Raw genomic sequence first — 26,161 nt, forward strand, 5'->3', positions numbered from 1 at the left:
GGGCGGCCGTGTAGGTCACGCGAAGAGGGTGTCGCCCCAGTAGCCGCCCTCACGCACCCCCGGGGGGCACGCGTAGACGCCCGAGCCGACGTGCTGGATGTACTCGTTCAGCGCGTCGGACGACAGGTTGGTCTGGATCGGGATGAACCCGGTCCGCGGGTCGCGCTGATAGGCGATGAAGAACAGCCCCGCCTCCAGGCGGCCGAGCCCGTCCGTTCCGTCGGTGAACGAGTAGCCGCGCCGCAGGATCCGCGAGCCCTTGTTGGAGTCGGGGTGGGCCAGCCGTACGTGCGCGTCGGGCTTCATGTTGGCCAGAACGGGCTTGTCGCGTTCACGCTTGAGGCCCTTGGGAGCGCCCTCGCCCTTGTCGCGGCCGAAGATGTCCTCCTGCTCGCGCAGCGACGTACGGTCCCAGGTCTCGATGTGCATGCGGATGCGCCGGGCCACCATGTACGAGCCGCCCGCCATCCAGTCGGCGCCCTCGCCCTTGCCCGCCCAGACGTGCTTGTTGAGCAGGGCGGCCTCGGTGCCCGCGATGTTCTCCGTACCGTCCTTGAAGCCCATGAGGTTGCGCGGGGTCTGCGCGTCGGGCGTGGTGGAGGAGGTCTTGCCGAAGCCCAGCTGCGACCAGCGGACCGCGACGACCCCGAACCCGATGCGGGCCAGGTTGCGGATCGCGTGCACGGCCACCTGCGGGTCGTCGGCGCAGGCCTGAACGGCGATGTCGCCGCCGCTGCGGTCGGCGTCGAGGTTGTCGCCCGGGAAATGCGGCAGGTCGACCAGGGCGGTCGGCCGCTTGCCCTTGATCCCGAAGCGGTCCTTGCCGTCCTTCTCGAACAGGCTCGGCCCGAAGCCGATCGTCAGCGTGAGCCGCGAGGCGGGCAGGCCGAGCGCCTCGCCGGTGTCGTCCGGCGGCGCGACCGCGACCGCGGGGACCGCCCCCTCGCCGACCGCGTGCCCCTGGCACATGGCGGCCGCGGCGGCGGTCCAGTCCTTCAGCATCTTGACCAGCTTGGCGCGGTCGTTCGTGGTGACGTCGAACGTGGCGAAGTGCAGCCGGTCCTGAACGGGAGTCGCGATCCCGGCCTGGTTGGCGCCGTGGAAGGTGATCGCGCTCGCCTCGGAGGACTTCTCCCCCGTCTCGGCCGACGCCACCCGGTCCAGGCCCGCACCGGCGGCGGCCCCGACCAGCAGGCTCGCCCCGGAGAAGCCGAGCATCCGGCGCCGCGACAGCCTGCCGCCGTTCCTCTCGGCGGCCGCCGTCTTCTCGGCGGCTGCCGCCTTCTCCGTGGCGTCTGAGCTGCTCTTCTCGCGATCGGTCACTTGGCCACCACTCCCCCAAGCTTGGACAGCGGCTCGCCCAGCGCGTTCACGGCGTCGGCGAGTTCCTTGCGGTCGGCCTTACCGACCTTGTCATACGAGACGTAGGTGTCGCCCTTCTCGTGCTTCTTCAGCAGGGTCTGGACGGCGGCGAAGTTGTCGTCCAGCTCCTTGGCCAGGGCGGCGTCCTTCTCCTGAACGACCGGCTTCAGCAGCGTGTAGACCTTCTCGGCGCCGTCCACGTTGGCCTTGAAGTCGACCAGGTCGGTGTGGCTGAACGCCTCCTCCTCGCCGGTGACCTTGCCGGTCGCGACCTCGTCGAGGAGCTCCTTGGCGCCGCCCGCCATGTCGTTCACCGGGTCCAGCGTCAGACCGGGCAGGCGCGACTTCAGGGTCTCCAGATTCGCCATGAGCTCGTCGGCGATCTTGTCGTTGCCCTTGGCCTTGCCGTCCTTCCAGAGCTGCTTCTCCAGGTAGTGCCAGCCGCCCCAGGCCGCCTTCTCGTCGGGCTTCAGGTCGGCCTCGCGGGCGTCGACCTTCGGGTCGATGTCGCCGAACTTCTCCGCGACCGGCTCGATGGTCTCCCAGCCGACGCGGGACGGGGCGTACAGCTCCTTGGCCTTGGCGACGTCGCCCGCCTTCACGGCGGCCACGAACTCGCCGGTCTTGGCGAGGGTGTCATCGACCTTCACGGTGACGTAGGCCTTGTAGTCGGTGGCGGCCTGGGCGAGGCGAGGGTCGGTGCCGGTCGCCGCGCCGGTGCCGCTGACGGTGAGGTCCTGGGTCGGGCCCTTGCCGGTCTGCCCGGCGCTGCACAGCGCCTTGTAGGCGCCGGCGGGCAGGTTCACGACGAAGTCGACGGTCGTGCCGGGGCCGATGTTCTCCCGCTCGGACAGGATCTTGCCGTCGGACTTCAGGATCTCGAACTCGTTGGGCTTGCCGCCCTTGTTGGTGACCTTGAAGGTGGTCTTGCCCGCGGGCAGGTCCTTCTTGGCGACCTCGCACTTGTCGTCGGACGCGGTGACCTTGACGGCGCCGCTCGCGTCCGCCTTGTCGTCACCGCCGCATCCCGCGAGGACGGACAGGGACAGGGCGGTGACGCCCGCGAAGGCGAGAACGTGGGCAGGACGCATCGAGGTCTCCAGGACATGACATGTGGTTAGGCTCGCCTAAATTAGCTAAAGCTAACCTCAGCACGTCAAGTCGGACAATGCCCCGTCGGCCAGTGAGTCCTGCCACTCCCGCGTTTCCGCAGCTCAGGCCTTGATCCTCAGCGCCCCACCTCGATAACGAACCGGTCACCGAGGGCGGTCGTTGACCCCTATGGTCATGTTGCGCGCCGCCATCGGCGCGCCGCCCGGGGCACCCTGCGGGTCGCCGTACGCCTGCCCGGCCACCGGCTGCTGCTGCGGCATCGTCGCCGAGTGCCCCTGCTGCACGCGCGCCGCCTCGGCCCAGACGGCCGTCCCGTACGCGCACACCTCATTGCCCCCACCGCCCAGCGTCGCGGTGTCGAAGGTCATGCCCACGACCGCGTTCGCGCCCTTGCGCCGCGCCTCCTCCGCGAGGCGTTCCACCGCCTCGCGCCGGGTCGCCGCCAGGCCGACGCCGACCTGCTCGCCCGTCACCCGGAACGTGGAGCTGGACTGCCCGTGCGGCGCGTGCGCCTGATCCGTCTGGACGGCCACCCCCAGGACCTCACCGAGCACGCTGCGGATCTCGTACCCGGCCAGGCCGTCAGTCGTCACGATCAGCATGTCCCCAAGGTAATGGAACGACGCCGGAAATGTGACCTCATGTTCCTTCCGGGACCTCTTCGACCGCGCTCACGCCCGATCCGTCCTTCGACTCCCACTCCCAGGACTCCTCGAAGCGCAGCCGCCCGTCCGGCAACACCACGATCGCGGAGACACAGTGACCGTTAGAGGTCTCCCCGTCCACGTTCAACTGGCTGTACCGAAAGTCGAGGACGTCCCCCCGGCGCGTCCCGACCAGATGCCCACGCCGGATCTTGCCGCCCGCGTACTCGGCCCAGATCTCCCCGTCCGCCTCGTGATAAGCGAAGAGCGTCTCCGGAACGATCTCACCCCCGGCCACGTCCGCGACCGCCCGAAACCGCCGCCCGTCGACCGAAGGCGCCACCTGTTCTCCCTGCATGGCCGCAGCCTAGGGTCAACGGCCCAGAGCGGCCGGAGCGGGGTGGCGTCACGTAGCGTTGGAGCACATGAAGGTCACAGTCGTCGTCGCCTCCCGCCCGAACCGCCCGCCCGACGAAGATCTGCTCACCGCGTCCGCCGCCGACCGCCACGGCTATCCGGAGGTGTGGGTCGGCGAGGGCTTCGTGTGGGACTCGTTCGCGCTCGCCACCGCGATCGGCCTGGCCACCGACCGGGTCGACCTCACCATCGGGCCGATCCCCGTGACCGTACGGGATCCCACCTCGATCGCCCGCGCCGCCGCCTCGACCGAGGCTCTGGTACGCCGGCCGGTGAACGTGGCGCTCGGCAGCTCGTCGATCCGGGTCGTCGAACGCATGCACGGCCGGTCCCGTTCGCGGCCGATCACCGCGCTGGGCGAGAGCGCCCAGGTCCTGCGGCGCCTGTTCGCCGGAGAGGTCGCCGACTTCCAGGGCGAGGTGCTGTCCTCGCACGACTACAAGCTGCGGATGACCCCGCCGTCGGGCGACATCACGCTCGCCGCGTTCGGCGACCGCGCCATCAAGACGGCCGCGCGGTACGCCGACCGGATGGTCCTCGACCTGGTCTCGCCCGAGCTGGCCGCCAGGTTCCGCGCCAAGCTGGACACCGCCGCGCGCGAGGTGGGCCGCCCGGCGCCCCGCCTGGCCGCGTGGATCCCGGCCGCCGTCGACCCGAACCCCGCCTCGTACGCCCAGATCATGTGGAGCTTGGTCGGCTACCTGGAGGTCGCGGGGTACGGCGAGATGTTCACCGAGGCCGGCTTCGGCAAGGCCGTGGAACTCGCCGCGTCGGGCGCCCCGCAGGACGAGCTCCTGTCGGCGCTGCCACTCGACGCGGCGAGCAAGGTCGGCCTGGTCGGCGATCTGGCGACCGTACGGAAGCAGCTGCGCGCCTACGAGGAAGCCGGCCTCGACGAGGTCGCCCTCGTTCCGGCAACGGACGGCGACCCCGGCGGCGAGAAGACCCTCAGCGCCCTCGCCCCCTGACCGGAGGCCGCGTAAACGCGGGACTCCGCCGTGATCACGCGACCGGGGTGGTCATCACGTGATCACGGCGGAGTGCCGTGTCCGCCCTAGTCCAGATACTCGCGGAGCATCTGGGCGCGGGAGGGGTGACGCAACTTGGCCAGGGTCTTGGATTCGATCTGGCGGATCCGTTCCCTGGTGACGCCGAACTCCCGGCCGACCTCTTCGAGGGTGCGCGGATGTCCGTCCGTCAGGCCGAAGCGCAGCTGGATGATGCGCTGCTCACGGTCCGACAGCGTCCCCAGGATGTCCTCGAGCTGGTCCTGCAGAAGAATGAACGCCGCGGCCTCGATCGGCACGACGGCGTCCGCGTCCTCTATGAAGTCACCGAGGTCGGAGTCTTCCTCCCCGATCGGCGATTGCAGGGATACCGGCTCTTGGGCGATCCGTTGGATCTCCACGACCCTGATGGGCGACAGGCCCATCTCGAGGCCGATCTCGTCGGGGGTGGGTTCGCGACCGAGGTCCTGGTGCAGCTGACGTTGCACGCGGACCAGCTTGTTGATGGTCTCCACCATGTGCACGGGAATCCGGATGGTGCGCGCCTGATCGGCGATCGCCCTCGTGATCGCCTGCCGGATCCACCAGGTGGCGTACGTCGAGAACTTGAATCCCTTGGTGTAGTCGAATTTCTCGACCGCACGGATCAGTCCGAGATTTCCCTCCTGGATGAGGTCGAGGAAGAGCATTCCCCGGCCCACATAGCGTTTGGCGATCGACACCACCAGGCGCAGGTTGGCCTCGATCAGGCGTTGCTTCGCCCGCACCCCATCGCGGGAGAGCAGTTCGAGGTCGAGCTGTTCCATCCGGGAGAGGATGGCGGTGTGCGCCAGCTTCTCCTCGGCGAACAGACCCGCCTCGATCGATTTCGCTAGTTCTACTTCATCTTCTGCCGTGAGAAGCGGTACGCGACCGATTTCTCTCAGATAGATCCTGACCAGGTCGCTCGTCGGCGCCCGCTTGCCGAGGTCTCCCTCGTCCGCTCGCGTGACGTCCTCGGTCTCTTGTTGAGACTCGAGAACCTCTACCCCCTGCTCTGCGAGCATCCGGACGACTCTTTCCAGGGAGTCGTCCGGCAAGTCGGAGCGATCGAGTGCAGCAGCAACGTCATCGACGGTCACACCGCCGCGTTCTCTGCCACGTGCGACAAGGTCTGCCACCTGATCAACCGATGGCGCCTCGCTAGGCAGCACCGAAGGGCCCACGGAGACAGTCTGCGACACCAAGGCCCTAGATCACAGGACCCATTTTGCGGTCTCTTGACTTACTGGGACCCAAGCCCTCGCTCGCGCCACTCCCGTCTCTGCTGCTCAAGAGCGACAAGATCGCCGAAGAGCTTGTTGTACTCCTCGGCCTGCTCGACCGGATTCAGCCGTCCGAGTTTAGATTTCACGTCCGCGATCATGCGTGTGAGCTGCCGTTCCTTAATTCGGGCCAGCAGTTCACCCGCATAACGGTCATCCGCTTCCTGCGCGGACCGTGTCGGCTCCACCGCAAGCTGCGTAATCAGGCCCCTGACCTGCTCGTCCGCGGCGTTCTCATGCAGCAATGCCACCCATTCAGCCGCACCCGCCACAACCGTCACACCTCCGACAGCCGCGATGACTCCCCGGACCGCCTGGTGTGGAGGCGCCATAAACGCCTCGGCCGGAATCTCGTCGAACACCGGACCCAAAAGCGCCGGTCGCTGTACGGCGAGCTTCAGCAGCTCCCTCTCGCGCAGCACCTCCGGATCGTTGGGGTCATAAGCAGGACGCTCGGGAACCGCCGCCGGTTCCTGCCCGTTCCGCCGGCCGTGCTCCCTGGCGGCCAGCTCCCTGACCCGCCGCAGCACGAACTGCTCGTCCATGATCCCGAGCCACCGGTCCAGGCTCACCGCGTACATCTGCCGCAGCGCCCGGTCCTTGATCCGCGCCACGATCGGCGCCGCCGCGTCCAGCGCCGCCAGCCGCCCCTCAGCCGTGTCCAGGTTGTGCTGCGAAATCGCGCTCCGCACCGCGAACTCGAACAGCGGCTGCCGAGACGCCACCAGATCCCGAACGGCCGCATCCCCATGACGAATCCGCAGGTCACAAGGGTCAAGCCCGTCCGCCTGCACCGCCACGAACGTCTGCGTGACGAACTTCTGCTCATCCGCGAACGCCCTCAAGGCAGCCTTCTGACCAGCCGAGTCCCCGTCAAAGGTGAAGATCACCTCACCCCGGAACTCATCCTGGTCCATCAGCAGACGCCGCAGAATCTTGATGTGGTCGTCCCCAAAGGACGTTCCGCACGTCGCGATAGCGGTCGGCACCCCGCTCAGGTGCGCCGCCATGACGTCCGTGTACCCCTCCACCACAACGGCCTGCCGCCGCTTGGCGATCTCCTTCTTGGCCAGATCCGCCCCGTACAGCACCGACCCCTTGTGGAAGATCGGCGACTCGGGCGTGTTCAGGTACTTCGGCCCGTCATCGTCGTCGTAGAGCTTCCGGGCCCCGAACCCGATGACGTCCCCGCCCAGATCCCGGATCGGCCACATGAGCCGCCCACGGAACCGGTCGATGGGCCCTCGCCGCCCCTCCTTGGCCAGCCCGCCCGCGACCAGCTCCTTGTCGGCGAACCCCCGCCCCCGCATGTGCCGGACGAGCGCCTCCCACTCCCGAGGCGCGAACCCCACCCCGAAATGAGCCGCGTCCGCCGCCTCGAACCCCCGCTCCGACAGGAACTTCCGCCCGATGACGGCCTCACCCGACATCATCTGCTCGGCGTAGTACTCCGCCGCCACCCTGTGCGCCTCGACCAGCCGGGCCCGCTGCCCGCTGTCCTGCCGAGGCGTGAACCCGCCCTCCTCGTACCGAAGCTGGATCCCGGCCTTGGTGGCCAGCCGCTCCACCGACTCCGAGAACGACAGATGCTCCATGTCCTGCACGAACTTGATGACATCGCCACCAGCGGAGCAGCCAAAGCAGTGGTAGAGACCGCGGACGGGCGTGACATTGAACGATGGTGACTTCTCATCGTGGAACGGGCACAGGCCCTTGAGGTTCCCCCCGCCCGCGCTGCGAAGCTGCAGGTACTCACCGATCACTTCATCGATCGGTGATCGCTCCCGTACGAGCGCGATGTCCTCATTGCGAATCCGGCCTGCCACGACGATGGAGTCTAATCTCGCCCCACGACATCCGGCGCATCACGCCAGAACCGGTCCGCCGGTGGCGCCCACGAGGATGTTGTCCTCAATGGCCAGCCCGCCACCTTTCCGCATGACCGGCACGAAGAGCCGCTCCGCACGGACGCCCTCCGTCACGGATCTGACGACCCAGCCCCGACGGGCGTACGCCTTGGTGGCCGCTCGAAACCTGACGAGGTGCTCGTCGAGCAGGAAGAACCTCTCCGTCATGTCCTCATTGACGAAATGCACGCGGAAGATGGAGCTGGGCTCGCGCCCGGGAAACCCCTCTCTCACCTGCTCTGTGATCCCGTACGTGCCGATGCCGAGGCGCGTGCACACGACCCGCACATACTCGAGCACGGCGCGCTGGGCACAGTTGAGCATGACCGTCCCGTCCTTGGACACATGGCCGTCGGCTGCCAGGTAGCCGGCAAGCCACCCGCTCAGATACGACACCGACTCGTCGAGCGGCGGCAGCCTCCTGAAGTACGCAGGTAAGTGATGAACCAGGAGCTGTGGCCGCTCCTTGATGCTCCGGGTCACTCGGCTGTTGGGGAACCACTTCAGGAGGCCGATGTCCTTGACCGAGTCCAGGGTGGCCATGCTCCCGGTGCCGTTCATCGTTCCGTCGCCGAACGTGATGCCATGCGCGATACCGAAGGGAGACGGCGTCGTCAGCTGGACCCGGCTGCCTGGAAAGACGACCGCCAGGCGATGGCCTCGCCGCAGCCGAGCCGTCGTGAGCTCCCGCTTCTTGCCTCCCGTGTTGCTCTCTCGCACGAACCAGACCTGCTCCGGCGCCGCGAACAGCTCCTTGACCTGACGATTGCGGCCTACTGTCACCTGAAGTGGCGTCCCCGGCTCACTGCCGTCGAAGAACGCCGTATGCCACTGAGCGTCCCGGCCCAGCACTCGCTGAGTCGAGTCAGCGAGGTCGCCGATCGGGCGAGCTCCCTCCCAGGTGATGACCCTCGTCTCTGCGGTGAATCCGATCGATCCGTCCATGTGCGTAACCGTACGAACACCGTCTGACATTTTCGGTGGCTCCGCCCGAGAGGCTGGGCGGGTGGGCTGATCACCCTGAACGTCGCCTACTAGAGTGCGATTCGGGTTGGGTCGGGCCGGTCGGATCGGTCGGGCTGGTCGAGGGTCGGGGCGAGGAGAGGACGAGCAGATGCAGGAGATCGCGGCGGCGGTGGGGCTTCCGATCGGGCGGCTGGGCGGCGGGTTCATGATCTCGCGGGAGGCGAAGGGCTTCTCGGAGGCGACGGGACTGAAGGGCTGGGCGCCTTATTTCCGGGGGCGCTTTGGCGTTCTGGGTGATGTGGATGCGGATGTGGTCGCGGCGGCGGCCGGGTTCTTTCCTGCCGAGACCGTTCGGAGCGCGTGGGAGGCGGGGTCGGATCTGCCTGCGGCGATCGCGGCCGAGCAGTATGCGGGGGTGGCGCACGCGTACGGGCGTCGGGTCCTGGGTGACTTCGGCGAGGCGGGGCGGCTGGCCGAGCTGCTGGAGATGGTCGTGGGCGCCGGGGATGTGATCGGCGCGCCGGTCTTCGCGGGGTGGCGGGCGGTGGCGCTGCCGAGTGATGCTCCGGCGCGGGCAATCCAGCTCGCTCATATCGTACGGGAGCTGCGGAACGGGCTGCACATCGTCGCGGTGCTGGGGAGCGGGCTGTCGCCGCTGGAGGCCGTGCTGAGCGGCACGTCGGCGCTCCTGCCCAGTGGTGAGCCGAACGCCGAGTACTTCGGGTGGCCCCGGCCGTTCCCCGAGGTGACCGAGGAGGTGCGGGAGCGGCGTGCGGAGGCTGAACGGCTGACCGATCAGCTGATGGCGCCCGCCTTTGCCTCGTTGGACAAGGGCGAGGCCGAGGAGTTGGTGGCGCTGGCTCAGAAGGCGGACCGGGTCGTCTTCGGCTGATGCCGTTCGCGGACGAGATGGCTTCGCCGCTCGCGGTGGTCGAGCATCGGGACGAGTGGGCCCGGGAGTTCGAGGAGCTGGCCGGGCGGTTGTGGGTCGCTCTGGGCGGGGCGGCCTTGGCGATCGACCATGTGGGGTCGACCTCGGTGCCGGGGCTTGCGGCCAAGGACTGCATCGACGTGCAGGTACGGGTCGAGAGGCTTGATGAGCGCGTGAGCGCGTTGATGGCCGAGATCGGGTTCCGGGAACGGCCTGAGCCGTGGAATCGGATCGAGGTCTCGGGTGGTGTGGAGTGCCGGAAGGTGGTTTTCGCGCCGCCTGTGGGGGCGCGTAGATGCAACGTTCATGTGCGGGAGGACGGCGGTGCCAACGCTCGGTACGCGTTGTTGTTCCGCGACTATCTGCGTGCCGATGAGGTGGCGCGGGAGGCGTGGGGCGCGTTCAAGCAGAGGCTCGCGGTGAGCGTGCCGGATCTTTTCGACTACGGGCAGATCAAGGCGTCGGTGATGCCGGTGCTGATGGGCTCGGCCGAACGGTGGGCGGCGGCCACCGGGTGGGTAGGAGGTCGCCATGACTGAGGTCGTGTGGGTGAAGCCCGAGGGCGCGGAGATCGCGAACGTCTCGTTCGGGGACGGTCGGATGTCCGCCACGGGGATGGCGATCGGTGGCGATCCGCTGCCGTACCGGCTGGAGTACGAGCTGACCACGGGTGACCGGTGGGTAACCGCGCGGCTGCTGGTGGAGGCGCACGGGGACGGGTGGCGGCGTTCGCTGGAGCTGATCAACCGGCCCGAGGGCGAGTGGACGATCAGCGCGCGGGCGGCGGGGAAGGTGAAGATGCCGCCGCCGGGCGGGGACGTGAACGAGCTGAAGGGCGCGCTGGACTGCGATCTGGGGTTGTCGCCTCTGACCAACACGATGCCGGTGCTGCGGGAGGGGTTGTTGGAGGGCGGCCAGCAGGAGTTCCTGATGGCGTGGGTTTCCGTGCCCGATCTAAGGGTGACGCCGTCCCGGCAGACGTACACCTTCGTCCGCCGGGACGTCGTCAATTATTCGAGCCCGGGCTTCACCCGCGACATCGTCTTTGGAACGGACGGGATCGTGGAGGACTACCCGGACATCGGGAGCAGGGTCAGGCCCTGACCCCTCGGCCAGGCCCTAGCCCCCTCGGTCAGACCTTGAACTTCTCGAAGAGGCGGTACATGAAGTCGGTGCCCTGGTTGAGGGCCTCTACGGAGATGCGTTCGTCGGTGCCGTGCATGGTGACGAGCTGGTCGTTGTTCAGGACGTAGGGGTAGACGCCGTAGCCGGGCAGGCCGCGGGACGTCCAGGGGGCGAGGCTCGTGCCCGCCTCGAAGAGGGCCGGGGCGAAGACCGCGTCCGGGTAGGTCTTGGTGGCCGAGTCCCTGATGGCCTCGAAGAGCGGGCTGTCGATGGAGGACGGTGGCTTGGCAGAGGTTTCGTCCAGGCGCTTGAGGGCGTCCTCCTCGGTCTCCCCCGGGTTGCCTACGAGGGTGACCTTGACGTCTACCAGCTTGCGGATCGTGGCCAGGAAGTCGCGGGGGCGCTGTCCGGCGGGGATGGCCCTGCAGTTGAGCCGCACTGTGGCGGTGGAGGGGATGACGTTCTCCTTGTAGCCCGCGTTCTCGATGACGAAGGCGTGGGTGGTGCGCAGCAGGGCGCGGTGCAGCCACGGGTAGCTGCTGCGCTTGACCACCAGGTCTGCCGCCCGCTCGCGCAGGGGTTGGGTCTTGGCGTTCAGGAGCAGCTCTATGGCGCGCTTGAACGAGTGGTCGTGGGTGGCGCGGGCCATGGCCGAGAAGTACTCGCGGGTGACCGGGGTGAGGGTGACCGGGGCCAGCCAGCCGTCGAGCCTCGCGACCGCGCGGGAGAGCTTGGCGATGGCGGAGTCGGGGTTGGGCTTGGAGGAGTGGGTGGCGGTGCCGTCGGCGACGAGGTCGAGGTTGAAGTAGACCTTGTCCTGGCGGGTCACCGTGATGAGCATGGGCGTCGCGCGGTCCTTCTGCGCGAGGAACCAGCCGCCCTCGGTCAGCACCATGCCCGCGTTGATCTTGTCCCAGTGGGTCTTGGCGAGCCAGCTGGAACCGTAGTTGCCGGCCTCCTCGTCGCAGTCGGTGAGGACGATGATGTCGCGGTCGAAGCGCGCCTTCTCGCCCAGGTGGCGGAGCAGGGCGGTGATGAACGCGGCGTTCGCGCCCTTCATGTCGAGCGAGCCGCGGCCGTAGATCTCGCCGTTCTTGACGATGCCGGCGAACGGGTCGACGGTCCATTTGGATCGTTCCACCGGCACGACGTCGGAGTGGCCGAGCAGCAGCAGCGGGGGCGCGGCGGTCGTGCCCTTGATCCGCGCGACCAGGTGGACGTTGTCGGCCTTGGGGGTCGGGATGATCTCGGCGGAGACGCCGGCCGAGTCCCAGAGCGCCTTCAGCATCTCGGCGTGCGGCCGCGTGACGCCGCCGTCGCCGAAGTTCTGGGTGTCGAACGCGAGCATCTTCTTCAGGAGCGGGAGCGGTTCGAGGTCGGCCGGGGCCAGCCCCAGTGCGCCCGCGGTGCCCGCGGTCGCCGCTTCGGGGGCGGCGGACGCGGCGGCGCCCATCAGGGCGGGACCGGCGATCAGGCCGCCTCCCACGAGGGCGCCCGTACGGCCGAGGAACGCGCGGCGGGACAACGGAGTCGGGGAAGTCGGGGATGGAGTCGGGGGGTGCTGGGACATGTGTCTCCTTCTCCATGGGGGGAGTACGCCCCGGTGGAAATGGAGGGCCACCCGGGCGCGCTCGGCTCCGGTCACCGGTGCCAGAAGGCGACGATCACGTCCCTGGGAGCGAGCCCTCGGCCTCCAGGCTCACGGTGATCATCTTCAGCACATTGATCGCTGACGGCCCGGCAGTCAATGCCCATAGCGGTTAGCAGCGGGTTTTTCGGGACTTTTAAGACCCATGGGTCTTAAGAGACCCGCGAGGCTATGGCGCGTCCTGGGTCTTGCAGAGGTCGTGGCAGGAGGCCTCGAGGCTGCAACACAGCGAGCAGATGACGCCGTGGTGGAACGGGCAGTCCGCGACGTCGGGCCGTTCATAGGCCTGCCCGCACACCACGCAGGTCAGCAACGCGCCCGGCGGCAGGTCGCGCTCACGCGCGAGGTAGTAGCGGCCGCGCGTCGCCAGCGCCAGCAGCGGCGCGAGCGCGATCGCCAGCCCGAGCGCGATGAACGGTGAGAAGGCGTGCGCGAGTTCGCCGAACGCGCCGAAGTAGGCCGCCAGCGACACCGCCGAGGCGATCACCATCGAGCCGAAGCCGACAGGGTTGATGGTGTGCAGGTAGGCGCGCTTGAACTCCACGCCGCGCGGGCTGAGCCCGAGCGGCTTGTTGATGGCCAGGTCGGCCGACACCGCGCCGATCCACGCGATCGCGACGTTGGAGTAGAAGCCCAGCACGGTGTTGAGCAGCCCGAAGACGCCGAGCTCCATCAGCGCCAGCGCGATCCCCACGTTGAAGAAGATCCAGACCACCCGGCCGGGGTGGCGGTGCAGCGTGCGCGCGAAGAAGTTGGCCCACGAGAGCGAGCCGGAGTAGGCGTTCGTCACGTTGATCTTGATCTGGGACAGCACCACGAAGAAGACCGCGAGCGCCGTGACGCCGATGCCCGCGCGGTACTGCTCCATCGGCTGTACGGCGCGCTCCGGGCCGACCCGGTCGACGATCTCCACCGCCAGCAGCGCCCCGCCGAGCTGCTTCAGCGCGCCGAGCACCACCCATCCGGGCCCTGCGGCCAGCACGGCGGCCCACCAGCCGATCCGACCGCGGCCGGCGCGGCGTTCGGGCATGAAGCGCAGGTAGTCCGCCTGCTCCCCGATCTGCGCGATCAGCGACAGCGCGACGCCCGCCCCGAGCCCGAAACCGACCAGCGTGAACCCACCGCCGTCCCCGCTGCCATCCCCGCCGCCGACCCCGCCGCTCCCGTGCCACTCCCCCGGCGGCCGCGTGACGAACGGGATCACCATCAGCGCCAGCCACACCGGCTGCGTCCACAGCTGGAGCCGCGACAGCGCGGTCATCCCGTACACCACGACCGGGATCACCACCAGCGCGCAGACCAGGTACCCGAGCTGCAGCGGAACGCCGAGCCCGGCGGCCAGCGCCTGGGCCATGATCGAGCCCTCCAGCGCGAAGAAGATGAACGTGAAGCTGGCGTAGATCAGCGAGGTGAGCGTCGAGCCGAGGTAGCCGAAGCCCGCGCCGCGCGTCAGCAGGTCCATGTCGATCGCGTACCGCGCCGAGTAGACCGCGATCGGGATGCCGGTCAGGAAGATGACGAGCGCCGCCGCGCAGATCGCCGCGACCGCGTTGGTCATCCCGTACGTCACGGCGATGGAGCCGCCGATCGCGAAGTCGGCGAGGTAGGCGATGGAGCCGAGCGCCGTCACCGCGACCGCGTACGGCGACCACCTCCGGTAGGACACCGGCGCGTACCGCAGCGAGTAGTCCTCGATCGCCTCGCGCGAGGCCCACCCGCCATACCGCCGCACCAAACCCAAAGTCGCCTTAACACTCAGCGATGCACTCATTACTCTCAGTATGAGTACGCCTCGCTGGGTACACCAGACCCAGGCGACCGTGAGGCCGTTCACAGGCCTTGTGAAATGCAAGTTAAATCCGCAACTGGACGTTCAGGAACACCCGGTGTCGGGTCTACCGTCGGGAGCTGTGCTGATCACTCCACACGAGCAGGAGCGCCTGCTGATCCACGTCGCCGCGCAGGTGGCGCGTGAACGGCGGGCGCGCGGTCTGCGCCTCAACCATCCCGAGGCCACCGCCATCATCGCGGTCCACATCCTCGAGGGCGCCCGCGACGGGCGCACCGTGGCCGAGCTCATGGAGTCCGGCCGTACGGTCCTCACCCGGGAGGACGTCATGGAGGGCATCCCCGAGATGCTGGACTCGGTCCAGATGGAGGCGACCTTCCCCGACGGCACCAAGCTCGTCACCGTCCATCGGCCGATCCCATGACCGGCAACCCAGACCTGTCCCCCGGACAGGCCTCCGAAGAGACGTCACCCCGCCAAGGCCTCATCCCAGGCGAGGTCATTCCCGGCGCGGAACCGGTCGAGCTCAACCCCGGCCGCCCGCGCATCGCGCTCACCGTCGTGAACACCGGCGACCGCCCCGTCCAGGTGGGCTCGCACTACCACTTCGCCGCCGCCAACCCCGCGCTCGATTTCGACCGCGACGCGGCGCGCGGCCACCGGCTCGACGTGCCCGCCGGAACGGCCGTGCGCTTCGAGCCGGGCATCACCCGCGAGGTCACCCTCGTACCTCTCGCCGGGAACCGCGTCGTTCCCGGCCTGCGCAAGGACGGAACCCTGGATGGCTGAGCTGAGCCGCGCCCGCTACGCCGAGCTGTACGGCCCGACGACCGGCGACCGGATCCGCCTCGCCGACACCGACCTGTTCATCGAGGTCACCGAGGACCGCAGCCGCGGCGCCGCGGGCTCCGGGGCGGGCGACGAGGCGGTGTTCGGCGGCGGGAAGGTGATCCGCGAGTCGATGGGGCAGGCCCGTACGACCCGGGCCGACGGCGCGCTCGACCTGGTCATCACGGGCGCGATCGTGCTCGACCACTGGGGCGTCATCAAGGCCGACATCGGCATCCGCGACGGCCGGATCGTGGCGCTCGGCAAGGCCGGGAACCCCGACATCATGGACGGCGTCCACCCGAACCTGGTCATCGGCCCCACCACCGAGGTCCTCGCGGGCAACGGCAAGATCCTCACCGCGGGCGCGGTCGACTCGCACGTTCACCTGATCTGCCCCCAGCTCATCGAGGAGGCGCTCGGCGCGGGCGTGACGACCCTCATCGGCGGCGGTACGGGCCCGGCCGAGGGCACGAAGGCGACCACCGTGACGGGCGTCTGGTACCTGCACCGCATGCTGGAGTCGCTCGACTCCTGGCCGGTGAACGTGGCGCTGCTCGGCAAGGGCAACACCGTCGGCGAGGAGGCGCTCTGGGAGCAGTTGCGCGCCGGCGCGTCCGGCTTCAAGCTGCACGAGGACTGGGGCTCGACGCCCGCCGCGATCGACGCCTGTCTCCGCGTCGCCGACGCGTCCGGCACTCAGGTGGCCCTGCACTCCGACACCCTCAACGAGGCGGGCTACGTGGAGTCCACCCTCAATGCGATCGCGGGTCGCTCGATCCACGCCTACCACACCGAAGGCGCAGGTGGCGGGCACGCGCCCGACATCATCACGGTCGCCTCACACCCCAACGTCCTCCCCTCCTCGACCAACCCGACCCGCCCGCACACGGTCAACACCCTCGACGAGCACCTCGACATGCTCATGGTGTGCCACCACCTGAACCCCTCGGTCCCTGAGGACCTGGCGTTCGCCGAGTCGCGCATCCGCCCGACGACCATGGCGGCGGAGGACGTCCTGCACGACCTCGGCGCGATCTCGATCATCGGCTCCGACTCCCAGGCCATGGGCCGCATCGGCGAGACCGTGATCCGCACCTGGCAGACCGCCCACGCGATGAAGCGCCGCCGCGGCGCCCTGCCCGGCGACTCCGGCGCCGACAACCTGCGCGCCCGCCGCTACGTCGCCAAGTACACGATCAACCCCGCCGTCGCGCACGGCCTGGACGCCGAGATCGGCTCCGTCGAGCCCGGCAAGCTCGCCGACCTCGTCCTGTGGGACCCGGCCTTCTTCGGCGTACGCCCCCACGTCGTCGTCAAGGGCGGCATGATCGCCTGGGCCGCGATGGGCGACGCCAACGCGTCCATCCCCACGCCCCAGCCCGTTCTGCCCCGCCCCATGTTCGGCGCCAACGTGGCAGCCCGCACCTCCCTCCACTTCGTCTCCGAGGCCGCTCTGGAGAGCGACCTGGCCTCCCAGATCGCCGTCGAGCGCCCACTGCTCCCAGTCCGCAACACCCGCGCCCTCACCAAGCAGGACATGCGCCTGAACGACGCCCTGCCCAGGATCGAGGTGGACCCGGACACCTTCACCGTCTCCATCGACGGCGACGAGGTGGAGCCCGCCCCCGCCACCGAGCTCCCCATGGCCCAGCGCTACTTCCTGTTCTGATGATCCCCACCGCGCTTCTTCTCCTGGCCGACTCCCGCCTCCCCGCCGGAGGCCACGCCCACTCCGGCGGCCTGGAACCCGCCGTGACCTCCGGCGCCGTCCACGACCTCCTTTCCCTCAAGTCCTTCCTCAGCGGCCGCCTAGCCACTACGGCCCTGGTAACCGCCTCCCTAACCGCCGCCGCCTGCGCCCACGCCCACAAGACCCGTGGCGTGGGCGAGGGCGCGTCAACGCAGCACGAGCGTGCTGCTGGCGGTGGCACGGTCACATCGGCTGCGAGCGCTGCCGGAGCGAGCGGCCCTGGCCGCGCAGGTGAGAGCACGGCGGCGCAGCATGGGCGTGCTGCTGGCGGCGTGGCCACCTTGGCTGGGGTGGGCGGTCTTGCGGGTGAGGGGGGTTGGGGGGTGTTGGATGCGGAGGTGGATGCTCGGACGCCTTCGCCTGCTCAGCGGGCGGCTTCGCGGGCTCAGGGGCGGGCGTTGCTGAGGGCGGCTCGTACGACGTGGCCGGGGAATGGGGAGCTGGATGCGCTCACCGAGGCCGTTGCCGCCCCTCACCATGCCGTGGTGCTGGGCGCGGCGGCCGCTGCCGCGGATGCGACGCCGCGGCAGGCGGCTACGGTGGCCGCCTATCAGGCGGTGACTGGTCCTGCTTCTGCTGCCGTACGCCTCCTGGGGCTCGATCCGTTGGCGGTTCATCGGCTGCTCGCCGAGCTGGCGCCTGAGGTTGATGCCACGGCCGGGCGGGCGGCCGAGGCGGGAGCGAACGAGTGGGCGCGGCTGCCGGCCTTGTCCGCGCCCTTGCTTGACCTGCACGCAGAGCTCCACGTCCGCGCGGACCTGCGCCTCTTCGAATCCTGACCACCTGGAGGTGCTCATGGGAGCCAACCACGACCACGACCCGCACACGGCCGGGCCCAGGCATGGGCGCGCCCTGCGCCTGGGCATCGGCGGCCCGGTGGGCAGCGGCAAGACCGCGCTCACGGCCGCGTTGTGCCGCACGCTGCGCGAGGAGCTCGACCTCGCCGTCGTGACGAATGACATCTACACGACCGAGGACGCCGACTTCCTCAGGCGCGAGGCGGTGCTGTCGGACGACCGCATCACCGCCGTACGGACCGGGTGCTGCCCGCACACCGCGATCCGCGACGACATCTCCGCCAACCTGGACGCGGTTGAAGAGCTGGAGGCCCGCCACCCCCATCTCGACCTCGTCATCGTAGAGAGCGGGGGTGACAATCTGACCGCGCTCTTCAGCCAGGGCCTCGCGGACCGGCAGATCTTCGTGCTGGACGTGGCGGGCGGCGACGACGTTCCGCGCAAGGGTGGGCTGGGGGTGGCGAAGGCCGATCTGCTGGTCATCAACAAGACCGATCTCGCGCCGTTCGTCGGCAGCGACCTTGAGCTGATGGAACGGGATGCCGCGCGCGTCAGGGACGGCAAGCCGGTCAGCCTCAGCTCGCTGCGCGAACGGCCCGGCGCGCCCGAGGTCGCCGACTGGGTGCGGACGATCCTCAAGGCGCCCGCGCTCGCATGACGCGTCTCTACACGGCCCGCGCCGGGTTGGCCGCTGAACGGTCCGGAGACACGACCCGGGTGACTCGGCTGCGTTCGGACGGGCCGATAGCGCTGCGCGAGACGGCTGAGGCGGTCTACCTGGTGGGCGCGGCGGCCGGACCCTTGGGCGGCGATGACCTGGAGCTGGACATCGTGGTCGGGCCGGGTGCGCGGCTGAACGTTCGGTCGACCGCGGCCGCCCTCGCCCTGCCCGGCAGGGGAGAGTCCTGCCTGGCCATACGGGCGACGGTCGGAGAGGGCGGGCATCTGGACTTCGCGCCCGAACCGACTGTTGCGGCTAAGGGCTGCCATCACCGGGCGGTCGCTGACATCGCGCTGGGAGAAGGGGCGACATTGCGGTGGCGGGAGGAGCTGATTCTTGGGCGGCATAAGGAAGTCCCGGGCCGCCACAGCAGCCGCTTCGACGTGACCATCGAGGGCGTTCCGCTGCTCCGGCACGAACTGTGCCTGCACGACCCGGATGTCTTCGCCACCAGCGCGGTCCTCGGGGACGCCAAGGCGGTGGGCAGCCTCCTGCTCGTCGGAACGGGTCTCCCCCGCGATCCCTATGCCGCCGATGGCGTTTCCGTACTTCCGCTAGCGGGTCCAGGCGTGCTCATAACGGTGACCGCGGACGACTCCGCTGAGCTCCGGCGCCGGCTCGACCGCGCTGAGGCGGCACAAGTAGCGTGACGGGGTGACTCGGCGCGCTCTCGTTCTCCCCATCGTCCTGCTGCCGTTCCTCACCTTCCCCCTGACGATCACGGGCGCGTCGGTCGCGCTGCCGGATATCAGGGACGACCTGCATTCCAGCCTGGCGGCGACGCAGTGGGTGGTGAACGGCTACAACGCCACGTTCGCCAGCTTCCTGGTGCTGGCCGGGTCCCTGGCGGACGTCCTCGGCAGGCGCCGGGTCTTCGCGTCGGGCGTGGTGCTGTTCTTCGGCTCGGCGGTGGTGTGCTCGCTGGCCGGGGACATCGTGCTGCTGAACGCCGTGCGCCTGCTCGGCGGGATCGGCGCGGCGGCGACGGTGACCAGCGGGTCGTCGATCATCGCGGACACGTTCACCGGTCAGGCGCGGGTGAAGGCGTTCGGGCTGGTCGGAACCACGCTCGGAGTCGGGCTCGCGTTCGGCCCCACGGTCGGCGGCGCGCTGGTGGACGCGTTCGGCTGGCGCGGCGTGTTCGCGGTCCCGGCGGCGCTCGCCGGGCTCGTGCTGCTGGGCGTTCCCGCGCTGCCCAAGGCCGCGGGCGCGCACGGGCGGCGGGTCGACTGGCTGGGCGCGGCGCTGTTCACCGGCGGGCTGCTGCTGGTGATCTTCGCGTTCGTCCAAGGCCCGGAGCTGGGCTTCGGGCATCCGGTGATCGTCGCGGCGTTCGTGGGCGGGATAGCGCTGGGCGCCCTGTTCACCTATGTCGAACGCCGGGTGGACGATCCGATGTTCGAGCTCGGCCTGCTGGCCAACCCGCGCTTCCTGTCGATGGCCATCGCGGCGGCGGCGATCGTGGTCGTTCTCGTACCGCTGCTGGTCTACCTGCCCTCTTATCTGATCGCGAACGTCGGGCTGGACGCCGGCACCGCAGGCATCTGGCTGCTCATGCTGACCGCGCCGACCGTTCTGCTGCCGACGGCCGGGGCGGCGCTGGCCAAGCGGGTGCCGATCATTTGGCTGGTCGCGGGCTCGGTGGCGGTGACCAGCGTCGGCGTCCTGTCGTTGACCACGATCGGCCCGGACAGCACGCCGCTGACGCTCGCCGTCCCGCTCGCGCTGACCGGCGCGGGCTTCGGCCTGTCGACGGGCCTGATGGACGGCCTGGCGATCGGCGCGGTCGAACCCGAGCAGGCCGGTACGGCGTCCGGGATGTTCAGCGCCGCACGCCTGGCCAGCGAGACCGTCGGGATCGCCGTGGTCGGCGCGATCCTGGCCTCGCTCAGCGGTGACCTGCTCGAAGGGCCCGACTACACGAGCGCGCTCCACACGGTCTGCCTGGCGCTCGGCGGCTTCGGCGTGGTCGCGACAGCGGCCGTCGTGGCGGTGTCACGGCGTGGCGGAACCTCACAGGGGGTGACCGGACCCGTCACCCCTCCAGTCAAGAACGAGCAGGCCAGACCATGTTGAACGACCTCCGTCGAACCCTGGACAAAACAGCGAACGCGCGGTGAGATCGGCGGGCCGGACTTTTCGCCAGTCCCGAGGTGGCCCCGATGACCGATGTGGTGCTCGACGGTGTCAACAAGGTGTATCCGGGCGACCAGCACGCGGTACGAGACCTCGGGCTGCGCATTCGCGACGGAGAGCTCTTCGTGCTGCTCGGGCCGTCGGGCTGCGGCAAGTCGACCGTGCTCCGCATGATCGCCGGGCTTGAGGAGATCACCTCGGGCGACCTGTGGCTCGGCGGAACGATGGCCAACGAGCTGCCGCCGCGCGAGCGGAACGTGGCAATGGTCTTTCAGAACGGCGCGCTCTACCCGCACCGCAGCGTGCGCGGCAACATGATGTTCCCGCTGGAGGTCAGCAAGGACGACCCGGCGGGCGCGCGCGGCAAGGTCGTGGAACTGGCAAGAGCCCTCGGCCTCGACTCGATGCTGGACCGGCTGCCTGGGACGCTGTCGGGCGGCCAGCGGCAGCGGGTCGCGATGGGCCGGGCGCTGATCCGCGAGCCGTCAGTGTTCCTGATGGACGAGCCGCTCTCCAGCCTGGACGCGGGCCTGCGCGCCGAGCTGCGCGTGGAGATCGCCGCGCTGGTCCGCGCGACCGGCGCGACCACGGTGTACGTCACGCACGACCAGGTCGAGGCGATGACGATGGCCGACCGGATCGCGGTGCTGCGCGACGGCATCCTGGAGGACGTGGGAACGCCTGAGCAGATCTACCACGACCCGGCCACGGTGTTCGTCGCCGCGTTCCTCAGCTCGCCGCCGATCAACCTGCTGCGCGCCACGGCGTGGGCCGTTCAGGACCAGGGCGTGATCCTGGAGCTCGGCCCGCACCAGCTCAGGCTGCCGTGGGACGACCCGCGCGCGACCGGCCTCATCAGCCACCACGGACGGCCGATCATCGTGGGCCTGCGCGCCGACGCGCTCACCACGGTCACCGGCCCGGCGCATGGGCCGGAGCTGACCGGCCAGGTCCGGACACTGGAGTTCCACGGCCACGAGTGGCTCGCGTACGCCGAGGCGGGCATCGCCCTGGTCGACGCGCACGACGTCGCCCCCGAACGCGCCGCCGTCCCGGCCGCCGCGCACCAGCTCGGCCTGGGCGACCGGATGCGCGCGATGCTGGGCCGCCCGGTGAACGACCCCGACCCGGGCCCCGAGCACACCGGCCACCACCGCCGCACGGACCTGATCTTCCGCATCACCACCGGCGACCGCCCGGCCCGCGGCGACCAGGTCCGCCTCTCCGTCGACCTCGACCGCCTGCTCGTCTTCTCCCCCGACGGCCGCCGAGTGGACCCCGTCCGCCGCTGACCCCGAGGGCCAGGCGCCCGGAGCAGACGCGGCCGCTGCCCCGCCCGGGGTCAGGCGAGGGCGACGGTGGCTTCTACCAGGCGTTGCAGGTCGGCGGCGGCGTGGGTCTCGCCGGCGGTGAGGTGGTTCTGGGCCAGGCCGTCGAAGCCCGCGAGGAAGAAGCGGGCGATCGCGGTGGCCTCGATGCGCAGGGAGCGGCCGGTCTGTTCGGCCAGCTCGTTGATGAGCGCGGCTGCCGTCTCGTGCATGTGCTTCTGGTGGGCCGCGATCACGTCGAGCATCTCCGGGTTGCGGTAGGCGTGCGTGGCCAGTTCCACGTACAGCACGTACCGGCCGGGCTGCTTGCGCATGCCTTCCCACAGGGCCTCGGCCATCACACGCAGCGAGCTCTCGAAGTCGAGGTTCTCGGGGGCGGCGGCGCAGACCTGGTCGACCAGGTCGGCCGTCATCTGCTCCATCACCGCGCGGTAGAGGTCGCGCTTGCTGCCGAACGTGTAGTGCACCGTCGCCTGGGCCACGCCCAGCTCGGCCGCGATGGCGCGGGTGCTGCCGGCCTCCAGCCCCTCGCGGGCCATCAGCTCGATGGCTGCCTGAACGAGTTGCGGGCGGCGCTCGGCGGCGGGGACGTGGGCCATGACCCAAGCGTAGCGCCGCATCAGTGTGATTTGAGCCACTGACTTAGTCATTCGACTTTGTCACTCGACCAAGTCGCTCGTATAGTCCCGCTCATGGCGACTTTTCTGCAGCGGATCGGCCGGTTCTCCTACCGGCGGCGCATCCTCGTCCTGAGCCTGTGGCTGGTGGTGCTGGCCGCGCTCGGCGGCGCGGCGGGCGCGTTCTCCGGCAAGACCAGCGACGAGTTCCGCGTGCCGGGCACCGAGGCCCAGGCGACGATGGACAAGATCTCCGGCGCACTCCCCCAGTACGCCGACTCCTCCGGCCAGGTGGTCTTCGCCGCCGAGCCGGGTGAACGGCTCGACCCCGCCAAGGTGGCCCCGGCCGTTCAGGCGATCGGCAAGGTCGAGGGTGTGACCGGCGTCCTGGACCCGTTCAAGGCCCACGCGGTCTCCAAGGACGGGCGCATCGCGTTCGCCCAGGTGACCTTCGACCGCAAGACCGACGACCTGAGCGAGGCGACACGGCAGGCCGTCAAGGACGCCTCCCACGTGCCGGGCGTGCAGGTGGAGTACGGCGGCGACGCGTTCCAGCCGTCCGTCGAGGTGGGCGGCGGCGAGGTGATCGGTGTGGGCGTCGCGGTGCTCGTGCTGCTCATCACGTTCGGCACGCTCATCGCGGCCGGGCTGCCACTGCTCAGCGCGATCGTCGGCGTCGGCGTCTCGATCACCGCGCTGATGGCGCTCACCGGCCGGTTCGAGATCATCTCGACCGCGCCCGTGCTGGCCGTCATGATCGGCATGGCCGTCGGCATCGACTACGCGCTGTTCATCGTCTCGCGCCACCTCCAGAACCTGCGGAACGGCATGGCCCCCGAGGACGCCGCCGCGCTCGCCAACGGCACCGCGGGCAGCGCGGTGATCTTCGCCGGTGGAACGGTCGTCGTCGCGCTCGCCGGGCTGACCGTCGCCGGCGTACCGTTCCTGACCGCGATGGGCCTGTCGGCGGCGGGCGCGGTGGTGGTCGCGATGCTGGTGGCGGTGACCCTGCTGCCCGCGCTGCTCGGCTTCGCCGGCCGCCGCGTCGAACGCCTCCGCATCCCCGGCCTCCGCATCCCCGGCCTACGCATCCCCGGCCTACGCCTTCCCGGCCTACGCCTTCCCGGCCTACGCCTTCCCGGCCTCAGCCGCCGCCAGCGCGGTGAGGATGGCAGCAATACCGGCAACGCCGGTGAACGCTGGGCTCGCTTCGTCGTTCGCCGGCCCTGGGCGGTCCTGGTCGCTGGGCTCTCGGTCCTCGGCGTGCTGGCGATCCCGGCCACTGACCTGCGGCTCGGCCTTCCGAGCGGCGGCTCGTACGCCGAGGGCACCTCGCCCCGCAAGGCCTACGACCTGATCAGCGACGGCTTCGGGCCCGGCTTCAACGGCCCGCTCCTCGCCGTCACCGACGTACGCAACGCCCAGCCGGTGGCCCAGAAGCTCGCCACGATGCCCGACGTGGCGACCATCCTCGAGCCCTCCACCTCAGGCGACACCGCCGTGATCACCGTGATCCCCAAGGGCGGCCCGAACGACGAGTCGACCGAGGACCTGGTCTCCTCGATCCGCGACCTGCCGGACGTCTCCGTCACCGGAACGGCCGCCGCCAACATCGACATCTCCAAGAAGCTCGGCGACGCCCTGCCTCCGTTCCTCGCCGTGGTCGTCGGGATCTCGCTGCTGCTCCTGGCCCTGGCGTTCCGTTCGATCCTGGTCCCGATCACGGCGATCGCGGGCTTCCTGCTGAGCATCGCCGCCTCGACCGGCGCGGTCGTGGCCGTCTACCAGTGGGGCTGGCTGACCGAGATCTTCCCGGTGACCAAGGTCGGTCCGATCGCCAGCTTCCTGCCGATCCTGCTGATCGGCGTGCTGTTCGGCCTCGCCATGGACTACCAGCTCTTCCTGGTCTCGCGGATGAAGGAGGAGCACGCCCACGGCGCCGACCCGCGCACGGCCGTCGTCACCGGCTTCGGCAACGGCGCCCGCGTGGTCACCGCCGCCGCGCTCATCATGATCTCGGTGTTCGGCAGCTTCGCGTTCGGGCACGACCCCGGCGTGCAGCCGATCGGGTTCGCGCTCGCCGTCGGCGTGCTCGTGGACGCGTTCCTCGTGCGGATGGCGCTGGTCCCGGCCGTGATGGCGCTGCTGGGCCGCGCGGCCTGGTGGTTCCCGCGTTCCCTCGAACGGGCCGTGCCCAACGTGGACATGGAGGGCACGGCCCTGGAGCGCGACGTGGACCGTCAGCCGGAGCTGGCCTCGCGCTGACGTACGGGCCCCGGCTCCGGCTCCGCGGCCGCATCCGCATCCGCATCCGCGGGAGCAGCGGAACCAGCGGGAGCGGCAGGAGCGCCGGAAGCGGTCGTCGTGGCCGGGGACAGCAGCGCGGGAAGCGCCGCTGCCAGGGCCACGGCGGCCGCGACCCACATCGCGGGCACGAAGCCGTCGATGAACGAGCCGGGCGAGGCGTAGCTCCCCGCGTTCGCGAACACCAGCGCGATGATCGCGACGCCGAAGACGCTGCCCAGCTCCCGCATCGCGCTGTTGACGCCCGCCGCGACGCCCGCGTCCTCGTCCGGCAGCGAGCCGGTGACCAGGTTCGCGACCGTCGGGAAGACCATCGAGATGCCCACGCCCGCGACGATCAGTGGCACGACCAGGCTCCCGTACCCGACCCCGTCCTCCACGCTCGCCGCCAGCCAGGCGAGGCCGCCCGCCTGCATGAGCACGCCGAGGACCATGAACGGCCTGTTCCCGTACCGGTCCGCCAGCGCGCCCGCGATCGGCGCGGTGACCATCAGCGTGCCGTTCCACACCAGGATCCGCAGGCCCGCCTGCAGCGGCGAGTAGCCGAGCCCGATCTGGAACAGCTGCGAGATGATGAACAGCGATCCGATCAGCGAGACGTTCTGGATGAACGCCACTGCGTTCGCCATCGCGAAGCCGCGCCGCCGGAAGTAGGCGAGCGGCACCATCGGATGCCGCGACCGCCGTTCCCACACCAGGAACGCGGCGACCTGCACCGCCCCGGCGGCCAGCGCGCCGATCACCTCGGCGCTGCCCCAGCCGGCCGACGGCGCCCGCGCGGGCGCCCAGACCAGCGCGAAGACCCCCGCACCCGCCAGGATCAGCCCGACGATGTCCAATTCCGTACGCGCCCCGCGGCTCTCCTTCAGCTTGAGCGCCGACAGCACGGCGACCGCGAGGCCGACCGGCACGTTCACCCAGAAGATCCACTGCCAGGACAGGCCCTCGGTGATCGCGCCGCCGACCACCGGCCCGGCCGCGACGCCGAGGCCCGACACGCCGCCCCAGATCCCGATCGCCATCCCGCGCTTCCCGGCGGGGAACGCCTGGGTGATCAGGGTCAGCGTCAGCGGCAGCACCACGGCCGCGCCCACGCCCTGCACCACGCGCGCGACGATGAGCTGCTCGGCGCTCGTCGACAGCGCCTCCGCGGCCGACGCCAGGCTGAACACCGTCAGCCCCGCCACGTACATCCGCCGCCGCCCGAACCGGTCGCCGAGCGCCGCGCCGGTCAGCATCAGGCACGCGAACACCAGGTTGTAGGCGTTGATCGTCCATTCGAGGTCGGCGAGGCTCGCGCCGAGCTTGGTGCGCAGCACCGGCAGCGCCGTCGCCACGACCACCACGTCGAGCGAGGTGAGGAACACCCCGATCGGCGCGAGGACCATGGTCCACTTTCGTTCCGACATCTTCGGCCACTCCGTTTCGTCTCAGCCGTCTACTGGTTGAGACCCCGGCGGGTGG

Annotated in this window: 24 protein-coding genes; 13 read left to right on the forward strand and 11 right to left on the reverse strand. The window is 69.9% G+C overall.

Features of this window, described 5'->3' with window-relative positions; all coding sequences use genetic code 11:
• Positions 1-15: 15 nt before the first annotated feature.
• The 4 genes from efeB to J4573_RS05010 form a co-directional block, all read right to left on the reverse strand.
• Positions 16-1,323 carry an iron uptake transporter deferrochelatase/peroxidase subunit gene (efeB, locus tag J4573_RS04995; protein ID WP_307796501.1) on the reverse strand — a complete coding sequence of 436 codons (1,308 nt, stop codon included), beginning with the start codon at positions 1,321-1,323 and terminating at the stop codon, positions 16-18.
• On the reverse strand, positions 1,320-2,453 hold the full coding sequence (gene efeO, locus J4573_RS05000) for an iron uptake system protein EfeO (RefSeq protein ID WP_208254041.1): 1,134 nt from the start codon (positions 2,451-2,453) through the stop codon (positions 1,320-1,322). Before efeO ends, efeB begins: the two co-directional genes overlap by 4 nt.
• 165 nt (positions 2,454-2,618) lie before the next feature.
• Positions 2,619-3,077, reverse strand: coding sequence for a YbjQ family protein (locus J4573_RS05005; protein WP_208254042.1), 459 nt, complete (start codon positions 3,075-3,077; stop codon positions 2,619-2,621).
• Between the two features lie 37 nt (positions 3,078-3,114).
• Positions 3,115-3,477 carry an avidin-fold protein gene (locus J4573_RS05010; protein ID WP_243772478.1) on the reverse strand — a complete coding sequence of 121 codons (363 nt, stop codon included), beginning with the start codon at positions 3,475-3,477 and terminating at the stop codon, positions 3,115-3,117.
• 67 nt (positions 3,478-3,544) lie between these two features.
• On the opposite strand from J4573_RS05010, the gene J4573_RS05015 reads away from it, so the two are divergent.
• On the forward strand, positions 3,545-4,504 hold the full coding sequence (locus tag J4573_RS05015; protein ID WP_208254043.1) for an LLM class F420-dependent oxidoreductase: 960 nt from the start codon (positions 3,545-3,547) through the stop codon (positions 4,502-4,504).
• Between the two features lie 86 nt (positions 4,505-4,590).
• On the opposite strand, the gene rpoD is transcribed toward J4573_RS05015, so the two are convergent.
• From rpoD to J4573_RS05030, 3 genes are all read right to left on the reverse strand, one after another.
• Positions 4,591-5,736, reverse strand: coding sequence for an RNA polymerase sigma factor RpoD (rpoD, locus tag J4573_RS05020; protein ID WP_208254439.1), 1,146 nt, complete (start codon positions 5,734-5,736; stop codon positions 4,591-4,593).
• A 71-nt stretch (positions 5,737-5,807) separates the two neighbouring features.
• A complete protein-coding gene (dnaG, locus tag J4573_RS05025; RefSeq protein ID WP_208254044.1) occupies positions 5,808-7,673 on the reverse strand; it encodes a DNA primase in 1,866 nt (621 codons plus the stop codon).
• A gap of 39 nt (positions 7,674-7,712) precedes the next feature.
• The gene (locus tag J4573_RS05030) at positions 7,713-8,699 is read right to left on the reverse strand and encodes an LAGLIDADG family homing endonuclease (RefSeq protein WP_243772479.1); all 987 of its coding nucleotides are present in this window, start codon (positions 8,697-8,699) and stop codon (positions 7,713-7,715) included.
• 169 nt (positions 8,700-8,868) lie between these two features.
• Between J4573_RS05030 and J4573_RS05035 the strand changes: the two genes are divergently transcribed.
• From J4573_RS05035 to J4573_RS05045, 3 genes are read left to right on the forward strand one after another with little or no spacing between them, the layout of a single operon-like run.
• Positions 8,869-9,612 carry an SCO6745 family protein gene (locus tag J4573_RS05035; protein WP_208254046.1) on the forward strand — a complete coding sequence of 248 codons (744 nt, stop codon included), beginning with the start codon at positions 8,869-8,871 and terminating at the stop codon, positions 9,610-9,612.
• Entirely contained in the window at positions 9,612-10,190 is a 579-nt protein-coding gene (locus J4573_RS05040; RefSeq protein WP_208254047.1) for a GrpB family protein, read from the forward strand. The genes J4573_RS05035 and J4573_RS05040 overlap by 1 nt, the downstream gene beginning before the upstream one ends.
• A complete protein-coding gene (locus J4573_RS05045; RefSeq protein WP_208254048.1) occupies positions 10,183-10,755 on the forward strand; it encodes a putative glycolipid-binding domain-containing protein in 573 nt (190 codons plus the stop codon). The genes J4573_RS05040 and J4573_RS05045 overlap by 8 nt, the downstream gene beginning before the upstream one ends.
• A gap of 28 nt (positions 10,756-10,783) precedes the next feature.
• On the opposite strand, the gene J4573_RS05050 is transcribed toward J4573_RS05045, so the two are convergent.
• The gene (locus J4573_RS05050) at positions 10,784-12,346 is read right to left on the reverse strand and encodes a M20/M25/M40 family metallo-hydrolase (RefSeq protein ID WP_208254049.1); all 1,563 of its coding nucleotides are present in this window, start codon (positions 12,344-12,346) and stop codon (positions 10,784-10,786) included.
• Positions 12,347-12,593: 247 nt separating this feature from the next.
• Entirely contained in the window at positions 12,594-14,156 is a 1,563-nt protein-coding gene (locus J4573_RS05055) for a purine-cytosine permease family protein (protein WP_243772480.1), read from the reverse strand.
• Between the two features lie 178 nt (positions 14,157-14,334).
• Between J4573_RS05055 and J4573_RS05060 the strand changes: the two genes are divergently transcribed.
• From J4573_RS05060 to J4573_RS05095, 8 genes are all read left to right on the forward strand, one after another.
• A complete protein-coding gene (locus J4573_RS05060) occupies positions 14,335-14,637 on the forward strand; it encodes an urease subunit gamma (protein WP_208254051.1) in 303 nt (100 codons plus the stop codon).
• Complete coding sequence (locus J4573_RS05065) at positions 14,634-15,002, forward strand: urease subunit beta (protein WP_208254052.1); 369 nt, start codon at positions 14,634-14,636, stop codon at positions 15,000-15,002. Before J4573_RS05060 ends, J4573_RS05065 begins: the two co-directional genes overlap by 4 nt.
• The gene (locus tag J4573_RS05070) at positions 14,995-16,713 is read left to right on the forward strand and encodes an urease subunit alpha (RefSeq protein ID WP_208254053.1); all 1,719 of its coding nucleotides are present in this window, start codon (positions 14,995-14,997) and stop codon (positions 16,711-16,713) included. Before J4573_RS05065 ends, J4573_RS05070 begins: the two co-directional genes overlap by 8 nt.
• Positions 16,713-17,573: an urease accessory protein UreF gene (locus J4573_RS05075; RefSeq protein ID WP_243772481.1), complete on the forward strand. Its 861-nt coding sequence runs from the start codon at positions 16,713-16,715 to the stop codon at positions 17,571-17,573. Before J4573_RS05070 ends, J4573_RS05075 begins: the two co-directional genes overlap by 1 nt.
• 16 nt (positions 17,574-17,589) lie before the next feature.
• The gene (gene ureG, locus J4573_RS05080; protein WP_208254054.1) at positions 17,590-18,249 is read left to right on the forward strand and encodes an urease accessory protein UreG; all 660 of its coding nucleotides are present in this window, start codon (positions 17,590-17,592) and stop codon (positions 18,247-18,249) included.
• On the forward strand, positions 18,246-18,962 hold the full coding sequence (locus tag J4573_RS05085; RefSeq protein WP_208254055.1) for an urease accessory protein UreD: 717 nt from the start codon (positions 18,246-18,248) through the stop codon (positions 18,960-18,962). Before ureG ends, J4573_RS05085 begins: the two co-directional genes overlap by 4 nt.
• Before the next feature lie 4 nt (positions 18,963-18,966).
• Positions 18,967-20,388, forward strand: coding sequence for an MFS transporter (locus J4573_RS05090; RefSeq protein WP_208254056.1), 1,422 nt, complete (start codon positions 18,967-18,969; stop codon positions 20,386-20,388).
• A gap of 86 nt (positions 20,389-20,474) precedes the next feature.
• Positions 20,475-21,740 (forward strand): ABC transporter ATP-binding protein, encoded by a 1,266-nt coding sequence (locus J4573_RS05095; RefSeq protein ID WP_208254057.1) that lies wholly within the window; start codon positions 20,475-20,477, stop codon positions 21,738-21,740.
• Positions 21,741-21,790: 50 nt separating this feature from the next.
• Here the strand turns inward: J4573_RS05095 and J4573_RS05100 are convergent, their stop codons facing one another.
• Complete coding sequence (locus J4573_RS05100; protein ID WP_208254058.1) at positions 21,791-22,375, reverse strand: TetR/AcrR family transcriptional regulator; 585 nt, start codon at positions 22,373-22,375, stop codon at positions 21,791-21,793.
• A gap of 93 nt (positions 22,376-22,468) precedes the next feature.
• On the opposite strand from J4573_RS05100, the gene J4573_RS05105 reads away from it, so the two are divergent.
• On the forward strand, positions 22,469-24,658 hold the full coding sequence (locus J4573_RS05105; protein WP_208254059.1) for an MMPL family transporter: 2,190 nt from the start codon (positions 22,469-22,471) through the stop codon (positions 24,656-24,658).
• Here the strand turns inward: J4573_RS05105 and J4573_RS05110 are convergent.
• Positions 24,634-26,106, reverse strand: a complete 1,473-nt coding sequence (locus tag J4573_RS05110) for an MFS transporter (protein ID WP_208254060.1) — start codon at positions 26,104-26,106, stop codon at positions 24,634-24,636. The two genes, J4573_RS05105 and J4573_RS05110, sit on opposite strands and share 25 nt — an antisense overlap.
• Between the last annotated feature and the right edge of the window lie 55 nt (positions 26,107-26,161).

This window comes from Actinomadura barringtoniae (assembly GCF_017573505.1).
Classification (GTDB): domain Bacteria; phylum Actinomycetota; class Actinomycetes; order Streptosporangiales; family Streptosporangiaceae; genus Spirillospora; species Spirillospora barringtoniae.